We start from the raw sequence: 11666 nt of genomic DNA on the forward strand, positions 1-11666 counted from the left end.
GGGGTGGGGTTGGTGCGTGGGGGAGCGGGCACCGCGCTGGTGGGCAGCCACGAAGAGGTGGCCAACCTGATCTGGGAGTACCACACGGTCGGGTTCGACGAGTTCATCCTGTCGGGCTATCCGCACCTGGAAGAGGCCTACTGGTTCGCCGAGGGGGTGTTCCCGATCCTGCGGGCCAAAGGCGTGCTGGCCACCTAGACGATGGTTCAGGCCGTGAGGGCAGGCCTTGGCGCGGTCAACTCCGCGTAGCGCTCCCCAGCCGCGGCCAGGTCGTCGTCGCTGAGATCTCGAACGCCATGGAGCACAAAGGGTTCGACGAATTCCATACCGAGCCGGCGCGCCGTGGCCCGCAGCGGGGTGAGCAGGTCGGCGTAGGCGAACCCGTGCAGCCCGCCAGGCTGGTAGCCCTCCGCCGTACCGCCGGTGGTGGTGGTGACCCGCAGTGTCTTGCCGGCCAACACGCCTGCGCTGCCCGGTCCGTACGCCCAACCCGGCGTCATCACCTGGTCCAGCCAGGCCTTCATCGCGCCGGGCATTGAATACCAATAGGTGGGGTACTGCAGCACGATGTGGTCGGCACGCTCCAGCGCGTCCTGCTCGACGTCGACATCGACGACGCCGTCGGGATACAGCGTGGTGAGATCGCGGATCTCGATGCCGGCGCGGGCTGCGACCGCACCCAACAGTGCGGCGTTGGCGCGGGACGCCGGTCCGCGGGGATTGGCGTACACGACTACGGTGCGTTCGCTCACCCAAGCCGGAACTCGCCGGCGGGTGGATTTGTTCCGGCCGCATTCGCTACTATCTGCGTATGAATGCAGATAGGCAACTGGCTGCGGACCATGCCCATCTGGTCGTCGAAGTCTTCCGGATGCTGGCCGACGCCACCCGCGTCCAGCTGCTGTGGGCATTGATCGACGGCGAACTCAGCGTCAATGACCTCGCTGAATGTGTCGGCAAGCCCGCGCCGTCGGTGTCCCAGCATCTGGCCAAGCTGCGCATGGCACGGCTGGTGCGCACTCGCCGGGAAGGCACACAGGTGTTCTATCGGCTGGAGAACGACCACGTGCGTCAGTTGGTCACCGACGCCGTCTTCAATGCCGAGCATGCTGGTCCGGGTGTCCCCTCCCATCACCGGAACGACGCTGCGGTGGTACCGCTCCCGCGCGACGCAGGACGGGCAGGACAGCGATGACCCACACCGAAAAGCATTCGCCGGCAACGTCGTCGGGCGATCACCACCACGACCACGACCATCACGCCGGCCTGCGCGGAGCCATCAAAGAGGTCTTCGCCCCGCACTCGCACGACGCGGCCGACAGTCTGGACAGTGCGCTGGAATCCAGCGCGGCGGGAATCCGCGCGGTCAAGATCAGCCTCGTCGTGCTGGGAGCCACCGCACTCGCCCAGGTCGCGATCGTGGCGGCCTCCGGGTCGATCGCCCTGGCCGCCGACACCATCCACAACTTCTCCGACGCCTTGACCGCCGTCCCGCTGTGGATCGCGTTCGCCCTGAGCACCAGGGCCGCCACCCGGCGCTACACCTACGGCTTCGGCCGGGTCGAAGACCTGGCCGGCATGTTCGTCGTCGCGATGATCGCGCTCTCGGCGATCGTCGCCGGCTACGAAGCCGTCGGCCGGCTCGTCCATCCGCGCCCCATCGAGCACGTCGGCTGGGTCGCCCTGGCCGGGCTGCTCGGCTTCGTCGGCAACGAATGGGTGGCGCTCTACCGGATCCGCGTCGGGCGCCGGATCGGCTCGGCGGCGCTGGTCGCCGACGGACTGCACGCCCGCACCGACGGCTTCACCTCCCTGGCGGTGGTCCTCGGCGCGGGCGGCGTCGCGCTGGGTTTCCCGCTGGCCGACCCGATCATCGGTTTGGTGATCACCGTGGCGATCCTGGCGGTGCTACGGACGGCGGTCCGAGATGTGTTCCGCCGCTTGATGGACGGCGTGGATCCCGACGTCGTCGACACCGCTGAGGCGACGCTAGCCGCGCGGCCCGGGGTGCTTGCGGTGCGCAGTCTGCGGATGCGCTGGATCGGTCACCGACTGCACGCCGACGCCGAACTCGACGTCGACCCGGATCTCACGCTGGCTCAGGCCCACCACGTCGCCCACGAGGCCGAACACGACCTCATGCACGCCGTGCCCAAGCTGACCACCGCGATGATCCACGCCTATCCGGCCCACGCGCACTAACAGTCGTACTGCACGCCGATTCCCGCCGGCGGCGTCACCTGCCGCGCGCACGCGTACGCGTCGACACCGTCGGCGCTCAGCCGCACGGCGGACTGCTTGGCGTAGTTGACGCACAGCAGTGCCGCGGCGTCGGTGCGGCACCGGTAATCCCCGAACGACAGCGACACGTCGTACGGCAACTGGCGGCCCTGGCCGTTGGCGAACCGGCCCGGATCGCCGTGCCCCGACCCGACCTGCACGGTGGCGCCGTCGAAGTCGACCCAGCCGCCCTTCCACTGGCCGTAGACGTCCGGCGGCCGCGGCGGCGGGTCGGTGAGTTCTGCCAGGCACGCCAGCGCCGGCGAGCCATGCTTGGCGTCGGTCATGCAGGTGGTGCCGCCCGGCGTCGTGAATGCGATGTCCTCGCCGAGTTCGGTGGTGACCCCGCCGCGCAGCGCGATGTGGTACTGGGCGGCGTCGATGGGCGGGGCCGCCTCGATCCAGGTGATCGCCTCGGCGATCGGCACCCCGCCCGCGGGCGCCGGCTGCGAGGACGTGGTCGTCGTCGTGGTGGCGGCGGCCGACGACGAGGTGGCCGTGCGCGACGGGGTGATCGGGGTCAGCTGGGTCTGGCCGGCCTGACTGCCTGTCGTCCCGGAGCATCCCGCGACCAGCAGCGACGCGGTGAGCAACACGGCGATCCGCATCCCGACAGGCTAGCGGTCGGGTGCCGCGCGGGTTGTCAGGCGCGTCGAGGCGCGAAATGTTCGCTACCGTCGACTGATGCACGAGCACACCGTCCGGGCCACCACGGCCAGCGGCGTCGTCGAGGGGTTCACCCGCCACGGGGTGAACAGGTGGCGTTCGATTCCCTACGCCCGGCCGCCGGTCGGCGCGCTGCGCTTCCGTGCGCCGCAGCCGCCGCAGCCTTGGCGCGGGGTGCGCTACTGCCACGGATTCGCCAACTGCGCCCCGCAGCAACGTCGGTACACGATGGTGGGGGTCGGCAAGTACCAGCCGATGGGTGAGGACTGCCTGACGCTCAATGTGGTCACCCCACAGTGGTCGGGCGCCGAACCCGACCATGAGCCGTTGCCGGTGATGTTCTTCATCCACGGCGGCGGCTACCTGATGGGCAGTTCGGCCACCCCGATCTACGACGGTGCCGCCCTGGCCCGCCGCGGCTGCGTCTACGTGTCGGTGAACTACCGGCTCGGCGCGCTGGGCTGCGTGGATCTGTCGTCACTGTCCACCCCGGACACCCCGATCGACAGCAATCTGTTCCTGCGTGATCTGGTCATGGCGCTGCGCTGGGTGCGCGACAACATCGCCGCCTTCGGCGGTGATCCCGCCAACGTGACGATCTTCGGCGAGAGCGCGGGCGCGCACGCGGTGGCGACGCTGCTGGCCGTCCCGGACGCCGAAGGGCTTTTCGCACAGGCCATTTCCGAGAGTCCGGCGTCCGGGTTGGTCTCCGGTCCGGAGACCGCCGCCGCGATCGCGGTGAAGTTCGCCGACCTGCTCGGCGCCGGTCCGGACGACGGGGCCGAAACGCTGATGCGGGCCCGGCCCCGCGATCTGGTCGACGCGTTGGACACCTTGCTGGCCCGCAGCCTCGACGACATGGACGGTGCGTTCTCGTTGGGACCCACCTTCGGCGACGACGTTCTGCCCGAGGACCCGGTCGCGGCGATGCGCTCGGGCATCGCCCACAAGGTGCCGCTGATCGTCGGGACCAACGCCGACGAAGGCAAGCTGTTCACCCGGTTCATGAAACTGCTTCCGACCACTGAGCGTGCGATCGAGCGGCTGTTGTCGAGCGCGGAACCCGAAGCGCGGGAACGGATCACCTCCGCGTACCCGGGATATCCGCATCCCGACGCCTGCGTGCAACTCGGCGGTGACTTCGCCTTCGGGACGGCGGCCTGGCAGATCGCCGAGGCGCACAGTGTGCACGCGCCCACCTACATGTACCGCTACGACTACGCCCCGCGGACCCTGCACTGGTCGGGGTTGGGCGCAACCCATGCCACCGAGTTGCTGGCCGTGTTCGACATCTACCGCACCCGGTTCGGATCGGCGCTGACCGCCGCCATGGACCGGCGCTCGGCGCTGCGGGTGAGCCGCGACCTGCAGACCCGCTGGCACAACTTCGGCCGGACCGGCGTGCCCAGCGACGACTGGCCGCGCTACACCCACACCGAACGTCCGGTGCTGGTGTTCGACCACCGCACCCGGGTCGAGTACGACCCGCATCCGCATCGGCGTCGAGCCTGGGAAGGGTTTTCCCTCGCCAGCCGCTAGCCTGACCAGGCGTGATTTGACACCCGTCAAGAAATGGCCGGAAAACCGTCCGGCGGGCCCTGTGTCTGCCCTAGGTTTGGTCGGGTGCAGACCAATGACATCGTCATCGAGCGTCCCAGCGACCTGACCCCGGAGTGGCTGGCCGCGGCCATAGGTGCCCCGGTCACCGGATTCACCGTCGACCGCATCGGCACCGGCCAGATGAGCGAGTGCTATCGGATCGGACTGAGCTACGCCGCCGACGGCGCCGGGCCCGCCTCGGTGGTGCTCAAGGTCGCTGCCACCGATCCGATGAGCAGACAGACCGGTCTGGCGTTGGGCCTCTACGAGCGCGAGGTGAAGTTCTACTCCGACGTGGCCCCGGAGCTCGGCGGTCCGATCGCCGAGTGTTATCACAGCTCCTACGACCCGGAGACGGGGATCTTCGCACTGCTCCTCGACGACGCCGCCCCGGCCGAGGCCGGTGACGAAATCCGCGGCGCCACCATCGCCGACGCCGTGCTGGCGCTCACCGAACTGGGCCGCCTGCACGCCCCGGTGATCGGGACCGACGAACTGGCCCATGCCGAGTGGCTCAACCGCGAGACACCGCTGAACCAGGCGATGATCTCCCAGCTGTATGCCGCGTTCGCCGACCGGTACGGCGACGCGATCACCCCAGACCAGCGGCTGGTCTGCGATCGCCTGGTGGCCGGCTTCGATGCTTACGTGGCCGACGAATCGGTGCCGGAGAAGATCAAGGGCCTGGTGCACGGTGACTACCGGCTCGACAACATGCTGTTCGGTCGTCCCGGCTCGCGCCGGCACCTGACCGTGGTGGACTGGCAGACCGTCACGTGGGGCCCGGCGATGACCGACGTCGCCTATTTCATCGGCTGCGCGGTCGCCGTCGACGACCGCCGTGCCCACTACGACGAGCTGCTGGCCGCGTATCACGAAGGGCTCGGCCCTGATTCGCCGGTCACCCTCGACGACGTGCGCGAAGGGGTGCGCCGGCAGAGTTTCGCCGGTGTGATGATGTCGGTGGTCTCGGCGATGCTCGTCGAGCGCACCGACCGTGGCGACGAGATGTTCTTGACCATGCTCGAGCGGCACACCAGCCACGTGCTGGATACCAATGCGCTCGACGTCCTGCCCGCGCCGGTGGCACCCGCGGCGTTGACACCCGACCCTGCCGACGAAGGCGCCCACTCACCCGGCGACGAACCGCTGTGGAACGAAAGCTGGTACTGGGATTTCGCCGACCCGGCTCAGGGAGTCGGCGGCTGGATCCGGCTGGGCCTGGTGCCCAACCAGAAGGTCGCGTGGATCAACGCGCTGGTGTGCGGACCCGACATGCCGACCGTCGCGCTGGTGAACTTCGATGCCCCGCTGCCCGCCGATCCCACCGTGGCCCGTGCCGACGGTGCCGAGCTGCGCCACGGTGCGATCACCCCGCTGCAGTCCTACCGGGTCGAAGTCCGCGGCACCGCACAGGAATACGACGACCCGTCGGCTCTTCTACGCGACGAGCCGGGCCGGCCGGTGGAGCTGGCCATGGACTTGACCTGGACGTCGGCGGGTGTGCCGTACGCCTATCGCATCACCACGCGCTACGAAATCCCGTGCACCATCACCGGAACCGTGACCATCGATGGGCGGGTGCTGCAGTTCGAGGCGGTTCCCGGTCAGCGTGACCATTCGCACGGGGTGCGCGACTGGTGGACCATGGACTGGGTCTGGAGTGCGCTGCACCTCGAGGACGGCACCCATCTGCACGGCGTGGACCTGCGCATCCCCGGTCTCGAACCGCTCAGTGTCGGCTACGTGCAGCGGGCCGATGAACCCGTCACCGAGACGACCGCCGTGACCGCCGATGCGACGTTCGCCGACAACGGATTGCCGCTGACCACCAGCATCGTCTATGAGCCGGGACCGGTGCGGACCACCGTGGACATCCGTGGACACGCACCGGTGCGGCTGGTCGGTCCCGACGGCCAGGTCAGCGAGTTCCCCCGGGCCTGGGTGGCCGTGTCCACCGAGGACGGCAGGGGCGGTGTCGGCTGGGTGGAGTGGAACCGCAACCTCTGAGGGTTACAGCCGCGCGGAGTCGTCGTCGAGTTCGTTGCGGCGCAGCGCCATCGGGGTGGCGGCCGGCAGGTCGCCGCCGGCGATGACCTGGCGGGTGATCGGCGTGAGCGCCTGGAACAACCGCTCGACCGCGGGATCGTCGAGCGCACTGAGCGCACCCAGCGCCAGGGTGTCGGTACGCCATTCGATGTGATTCTTCAGCTCCCGGCCGGCATCGGTGAGCTCGCCGGCCGGGGTGAGCAATCCCCGCTCGGCCAGCGAGTGCACGCAGGCATCCCATTCTTCGTCGGAGTAGTCCCGACTGCGCTTGATGAAATCGGCGGGCACCGCGCCGGCGCCGACGTGCAACACGTTGGATTCACGGCCGCTGATCCCCTCGCTGACCAGCGCCGCGATATGCCCGTCGCCGCGGTGTTCGCGCAGCAGGGTCGCGGCGTGCCAGAGCGCCGCCAGCGGGCGCTCGGGCCAGGGCAGCGCGCGGTTCGCCGCGAACAGCGGCCTGCCGTCCAGGGGTGCGCTGCGCGCCGCCAGTCCCGCGAGTTCAGCGGCCTCGGCGACCCCCGGCGAGTCGTCGGTCAACCCGTAACCCCGCAGCGTGTCGACCGCGGTGTCCAGTCGCACCGCGAGCATCTCGGCAGGCGAGGCGACATCCCAGATCGCCGGCACCGCCTTGCCCACCCGTTCGGTGGAGAAGTTGTAGAACACCGCGGTCACCACCTCGACCGGAACCGTGCCCAGCGGCGCGGACCGGGCGGCGAAGTAGCCGCGCCAGAACCCGACGAACCCCATGGCGTCCAACGTCGTTCGTACACCGGGTGCGAAGTAGGTGATGCCGTGAACGGGTTCGTAGCGGTCGAAGAAGCGGCGCGCCAGCTCGGGTGTTCGTCCCATCCCTGTAGTGAACCACCGCGAACCGACCCTGCGACGCAGGGGGCGCGCTTGGTATCTTGCACGCGGGCGAGCGGGTCTGCGCGCCGCCGAGGATGTGTGGAGGTCGTGGTGCGACGGACGGTGGTGCTGCCACGGTTCGGCGCTGTTGTGGCGGCCGCGGCTGTTGCCGGTGCCGCTCTGGTCGGCTGTTCGTCCGGCGCCGACCCCGCCGCGACCAACTCGGTGCCCAAGACCGAGCTGGAGAAGGACATCTTCGACCGGCTGGGAAAGGCCGGCCAGACGCCGCAGACGGTGACGTGCGCCCAGAATCTGGCTCGCAAGGTCGGCGACAGTGCCCGCTGCGAGGTGTTGTTGAGCGGCGCCGACGGTTTCGGTGTCGTGGTCACCGCGGTCAAGGTCGACGGCGACACCGTGGGCTACACCATGATTCCCGCCGTGTCGAAGCAGCAGCTGGAGCAGGTGGTGGCCAAGACGGTGTCGCCGAACCCCGGGGCCGGTGTCGATTCGGTCAGCTGCCGCAGCGGACTGGACGGCAAGCAGGGCGCGCAGACGCGCTGCGAGGTCACGGTCAACGGCGTCACCTCGCCGCGTACCGTCATCGTCACCACCGTGGCGGGGCTGAAGATGAACTTCAGCGTGCTTCGGGTGTTGGAGAAGGCTCAGGTCGAGAGCTCGCTCGTCGACCAGATCGCCGTCCAGTTGGGCCGGCGACCGGATTCGGCCGACTGCACAAGCGATTTGGCCGGCAAGATCGGCTACACCACCACCTGCACGGTGGTGGCCGGCGCCGAGACCCAGGATTTCACCGTGACCGTCACCGAGGCCAACGGCGAGCGGATCGTCTTCGACTATCGGCCCGCTGCCTGACCTTCAGGCGGGCCTGGTGGCTGTTCCTGCGCGAGGGCGGCGGCCGACTCGTCGATGATGGCCCGCATCGCGCGTTCGGCCGCCGCGGCGTCGCGCAGTCGCACTGCGCGGGCCACCTCGTCGTGCAGCGCGATCGCGGCCGGGTTGGGCCGATCGGGCATCATGCCGTGGTGGGTTCGTCCGGCCAGTACTTCGGCGACCACGTCGTTGAGCGCCCGGAACATCTCGTTGCCGCTGGCCTCGAGCAGCGTGCGATGAAATACCTTGTCCGCCAACAGATATGATTCGAGGTCGCCGGATCGGCCATGGACCACCATGTCCGATACAGCGGCGGCGAGGATGCGGCACTGATGCGGGTCGGCGCGTTGCGCGGCCAGCGCGGCGGCCGCGGGCTCGAAGCCGCGGCGCAACTCCGAGAGCGACGCGAGCTGCGCGGCGCGGTCACCCACATCCAACCGCCACCGAATCACCCTGGGATCGAACACGTTCCATTTGGCCGACGGCTGAATTGTGATGCCCACCCGCCGGCGGGGTGCAACCATCCGCATCGACTCGAGCACTCGGATGGCCTCGCGGGCGACCGAGCGGGACACGCCGTGTTCGGCACTGACGCCGTCGAGCGTCAGCACCTGCCCGGGCTGGTAGCGCCCGGACACGATGCCTTCGCCGAGAGCGGTCAGCACAGTGCTGTGCAGCTCGCTCACGAATGGCTCGGACATCATCGATACATCTTGTCATACCCGGTCAGATGGATCTTAAAAACAGATCCGACACGCCTGACTCTTGCAAAAGTATGACTATTGGTGAATGCTGTGTGGCATGGCGCACAGCAGGGTAGACGCAGGCATGTCTTCGCCCATCGTCGTCATGGGAGTGTCCGGGTCGGGAAAGTCGACCGTCGGCGCAGCGCTGGCGCAGCGGCTTCGCGTCCCGTTCGCCGACGCCGACGACTTCCACCCACCGGCCAACATCGCCAAGATGACCGCCGGTCATCCGCTGGACGACGACGACCGCTATCCCTGGTTGGAAGCGATCGGCGAATGGCTGGCCGGCCACCCGGCCGGCGGCGTGATGAGTTGCTCGGCGCTCAAGCGCAAGTACCGCGATCAATTACGGCGGCACTGCGCGGACGTCAGGTTTCTGCACCTGAGCGGAACGCAGGACGTGATCGCCCGCCGGCAGGCAAGCCGACCGGGCCATTTCATGCCCGCGACCTTGCTCGCCTCCCAGTTCGACACCCTCGAACCCCTCGACCCCGACGAACACGGGATCAGCATCGACGTCGACGCGAGCATCGATTCGATCGTCGACAGTTACGTCACCCGGACGCAAGGAGAGTAATGCCGATGAACCTGCCTGCCACCATCCTGGCCGAGGCGCCCAAGCTGGCGACACCGGTAGCCCCGGGGTGGCAGCTGATAGTGGCGTTCCTCGCAGGTATCGCGGTGATCGTCGTGCTGATCACGGTGGTTCATCTGCATCCGTTCCTGTCGCTGATCTTCGGCGCGCTGACCGTCGGCATCGTGGCCGGGGAGAACCTGGAGAAGGTGCTCAAGTCGTTCTCGGACGGCTTCGGTTCCACCGCCGCCGGTGTCGGCATCCTGATCGCGCTCGGCGCGATGTTCGCCAAGCTGCTGGCCGACTCGGGCGGGGCAGACGAGATCGTCGACACCATCGTCGGGCACGCCTCTCCGCGAGCCCTGCCCTGGGCGATGGCACTGGTGGGCGCCATCATCGGGCTGCCGATGTTCTTCGAGATCGGCCTGGTTCTGCTGATGCCGGTGATTTATCTGGTCTCGCGCCGCTCCCAGCTGTCGTTGATCACCGTCGGGATCCCGGCGCTTGCCGGACTTTCGGCGATGCACGGTTTCGTGCCGCCGCACCCGGGACCGCTCACCGCGATCGACCTGCTCGGTGCCGATCTGGGGCTGACGCTGGCTCTCGGTGTGGCCGTGGCGATCCCGACGATCATCGTCGCCGGGCCGCTGTTCGGGAAGCTGGCCGGGCGCTGGGTGGTCGTGGAGGCGCCCGACACGTTCTCCTCCGGCGCCGCCGCGCTGCGTGACGCGGGTCCGGAAGCCGAGGTCATTCCCGACGAGAACCGCGGTGTGCGCCGGCCGTCGTTCGCGGTGACGCTGTTCAGTGTCTTGCTGCCCGTGGTGCTGATGCTGGGCAAGGCGCTCGTCGACATCTTCATCGACGACGAGAACCAGTGGTTCCGAATCACTTTCGACGTGCTGGGCACCCCGCTGGTGGCCCTGCTGATCGCGGTCATCGTCGGGATCTTCACTCTCGGTGGAGGGGCGGGCATGTCCCGTGCCGACGTGATGAAGTGCGTGGAATCGGGCCTGCCGCCGGTGGCCGGCATCATCCTGATCGTCGCCGCGGGCGGCGGCTTCAAGCAGGTTCTGGTCGACAGCGGGATCGGCACCTTGCTGGCCGACTGGGCCAAGGGCGCCAACATTTCGGTGATCGTGCTGGCCTGGGTGCTGGCCGTACTGATCCGGTTGGCCACCGGCTCCGCGACGGTGGCCACCATCACCGCGTCCGCACTGGTGCTCCAACTGGTGGAAGGCCTCAGCAGCGGTCAGGTGTCGCTGGTGGTGCTCGCCGTCGGAGCCGGTTCGCTGTTCTTCTCCCACGTGAACGACGCCGGATTCTGGTTGGTGAACCAGTACTTCCGGATCAGCGTCGGCCAGACCATCAAGACGTGGTCGCTGATGGAGACGGTGTTGTCGGTGACCGGTCTGGGCGTCGTCCTGCTGCTCAGTCTGGTGATCTGAGCGTCGGGGCTCAGCCCTTGACGACCTGCGTGCCGCCGGCCAGCTCGTCGTGCTTGCCCTGCTTGGTCGGGCTCTTGTTGATCGTCACGCCGATGACGATCTCGGCGGCCAGTCCGAGCAGCCAGCCCACCCATGGGATGAGCGACAGCAGCATGAAGGAGTTGCGGATCGCCGACTGCTGGGCGGTCGGCTTGCCCGCGCCACCGGGCCCGTGGACCTGCAGTCCGAGCAGCTTCTTACCCGGCGTCCAGCCCTGACTGACCTCGAAGCCGACGAAGTAGGCGAACGGCAGCAGTGCGACGAGAACGCCGGCGACATAGCCGTAGTTGTCGTTGGCGTAGAAGGGAATCGAGATCAGCGCGACCACGATGCCGGTGATGATCCAGTCGATCACCCGCGCGCCGAGGCGGATCCAGACGTCAGCGCCCTGCTGGCCGGTGGGCAGCGGCGGCGGGTAACCGCCGCCGTAAGCCTGCTGGCCGTAGGGATCCTGCGGCGGGGGCGGTGCGTAGCCCCCGGCCGGCGGTGGGAAATATCCGCCGGGCTGGCCGGGCGGCGGCGGGGGATAGC

The 11666-nt window shown here is 68.6% G+C and carries 12 protein-coding genes and 1 pseudogene; 8 read left to right on the plus strand and 5 right to left on the minus strand.

From position 1 onward, the window contains the following. Window positions 1-198: pseudogene (locus MSZK_RS14000) on the plus strand (alkanesulfonate monooxygenase); the annotation flags it as partial. Between the two features lie 8 nt (window positions 199-206). Here MSZK_RS14000 and MSZK_RS14005 read toward each other — a convergent pair. After that, complete coding sequence (locus MSZK_RS14005; RefSeq protein ID WP_158230580.1) at window positions 207-752, minus strand: NAD(P)H-dependent oxidoreductase; 546 nt, start codon at window positions 750-752, stop codon at window positions 207-209. Window positions 753-811: 59 nt separating this feature from the next. Here MSZK_RS14005 and MSZK_RS14010 point away from each other — a divergent pair, with 59 nt between their 5' ends. Then, window positions 812-1195, plus strand: coding sequence for a metalloregulator ArsR/SmtB family transcription factor (locus MSZK_RS14010; protein ID WP_099248791.1), 384 nt, complete (start codon window positions 812-814; stop codon window positions 1193-1195). Further along, window positions 1192-2202, plus strand: a complete 1011-nt coding sequence (locus MSZK_RS14015; protein ID WP_099248793.1) for a cation diffusion facilitator family transporter — start codon at window positions 1192-1194, stop codon at window positions 2200-2202. Before MSZK_RS14010 ends, MSZK_RS14015 begins: the two co-directional genes overlap by 4 nt. On the opposite strand, the gene MSZK_RS14020 is transcribed toward MSZK_RS14015, so the two are convergent. After that, entirely contained in the window at window positions 2199-2888 is a 690-nt protein-coding gene (locus MSZK_RS14020; RefSeq protein WP_099248795.1) for a hypothetical protein, read from the minus strand. The genes MSZK_RS14015 and MSZK_RS14020 overlap by 4 nt on opposite strands. Window positions 2889-2964: 76 nt before the next feature. On the opposite strand from MSZK_RS14020, the gene MSZK_RS14025 reads away from it, so the two are divergent. Next, window positions 2965-4485 (plus strand): carboxylesterase/lipase family protein, encoded by a 1521-nt coding sequence (locus tag MSZK_RS14025; protein WP_099248797.1) that lies wholly within the window; start codon window positions 2965-2967, stop codon window positions 4483-4485. 84 nt (window positions 4486-4569) lie between these two features. After that, complete coding sequence (locus MSZK_RS14030) at window positions 4570-6555, plus strand: ecdysteroid 22-kinase family protein (protein WP_233211300.1); 1986 nt, start codon at window positions 4570-4572, stop codon at window positions 6553-6555. Between the two features lie 3 nt (window positions 6556-6558). Here MSZK_RS14030 and MSZK_RS14035 read toward each other — a convergent pair whose 3' ends face one another. Further along, window positions 6559-7446, minus strand: coding sequence for a hypothetical protein (locus MSZK_RS14035; RefSeq protein WP_099248800.1), 888 nt, complete (start codon window positions 7444-7446; stop codon window positions 6559-6561). 108 nt (window positions 7447-7554) lie between these two features. On the opposite strand from MSZK_RS14035, the gene MSZK_RS14040 reads away from it, so the two are divergent. Further along, complete coding sequence (locus MSZK_RS14040) at window positions 7555-8313, plus strand: DUF4333 domain-containing protein (protein ID WP_099248843.1); 759 nt, start codon at window positions 7555-7557, stop codon at window positions 8311-8313. Here MSZK_RS14040 and MSZK_RS14045 read toward each other — a convergent pair. Further along, window positions 8295-9035: a FadR/GntR family transcriptional regulator gene (locus MSZK_RS14045; protein ID WP_099248802.1), complete on the minus strand. Its 741-nt coding sequence runs from the start codon at window positions 9033-9035 to the stop codon at window positions 8295-8297. The two genes, MSZK_RS14040 and MSZK_RS14045, sit on opposite strands and share 19 nt — an antisense overlap. A gap of 124 nt (window positions 9036-9159) precedes the next feature. Between MSZK_RS14045 and MSZK_RS14050 the strand changes: the two genes are divergently transcribed. Together MSZK_RS14050 and MSZK_RS14055 are read left to right on the plus strand one after the other, a co-directional pair. Then, entirely contained in the window at window positions 9160-9654 is a 495-nt protein-coding gene (locus MSZK_RS14050) for a gluconokinase (protein ID WP_099248804.1), read from the plus strand. Between the two features lie 5 nt (window positions 9655-9659). After that, complete coding sequence (locus MSZK_RS14055) at window positions 9660-11096, plus strand: GntP family permease (RefSeq protein ID WP_099248845.1); 1437 nt, start codon at window positions 9660-9662, stop codon at window positions 11094-11096. A 10-nt stretch (window positions 11097-11106) separates the two neighbouring features. Here the strand turns inward: MSZK_RS14055 and MSZK_RS14060 are convergent. Continuing rightward, on the minus strand, window positions 11107-11666 hold a 560-nt coding region (locus MSZK_RS14060), incomplete at its 5' end, for an RDD family protein (protein ID WP_371411337.1).

Source organism: Mycobacterium sp. shizuoka-1 (assembly GCF_002723835.1).
In the GTDB taxonomy this organism is placed as follows: domain Bacteria; phylum Actinomycetota; class Actinomycetes; order Mycobacteriales; family Mycobacteriaceae; genus Mycobacterium.

Bases quoted from the DNA above. Each gene is read 5' to 3' on its own strand.
- MSZK_RS14045 (WP_099248802.1), bottom strand. From the start codon at position 9,035: ATGATGTCCGAGCCATTCGTGAGCGAGCTGCACAGCACTGTGCTGACC.
- MSZK_RS14035 (WP_099248800.1), bottom strand. From the start codon at position 7,446: ATGGGACGAACACCCGAGCTGGCGCGCCGCTTCTTCGACCGCTACGAA.
- MSZK_RS14020 (WP_099248795.1), bottom strand. From the start codon at position 2,888: ATGCGGATCGCCGTGTTGCTCACCGCGTCGCTGCTGGTCGCGGGATGC.
- MSZK_RS14015 (WP_099248793.1), top strand. From the start codon at position 1,192: ATGACCCACACCGAAAAGCATTCGCCGGCAACGTCGTCGGGCGATCAC.
- MSZK_RS14010 (WP_099248791.1), top strand. From the start codon at position 812: ATGAATGCAGATAGGCAACTGGCTGCGGACCATGCCCATCTGGTCGTC.
- MSZK_RS14025 (WP_099248797.1), top strand. From the start codon at position 2,965: ATGCACGAGCACACCGTCCGGGCCACCACGGCCAGCGGCGTCGTCGAG.
- MSZK_RS14055 (WP_099248845.1), top strand. From the start codon at position 9,660: ATGAACCTGCCTGCCACCATCCTGGCCGAGGCGCCCAAGCTGGCGACA.
- MSZK_RS14050 (WP_099248804.1), top strand. From the start codon at position 9,160: ATGTCTTCGCCCATCGTCGTCATGGGAGTGTCCGGGTCGGGAAAGTCG.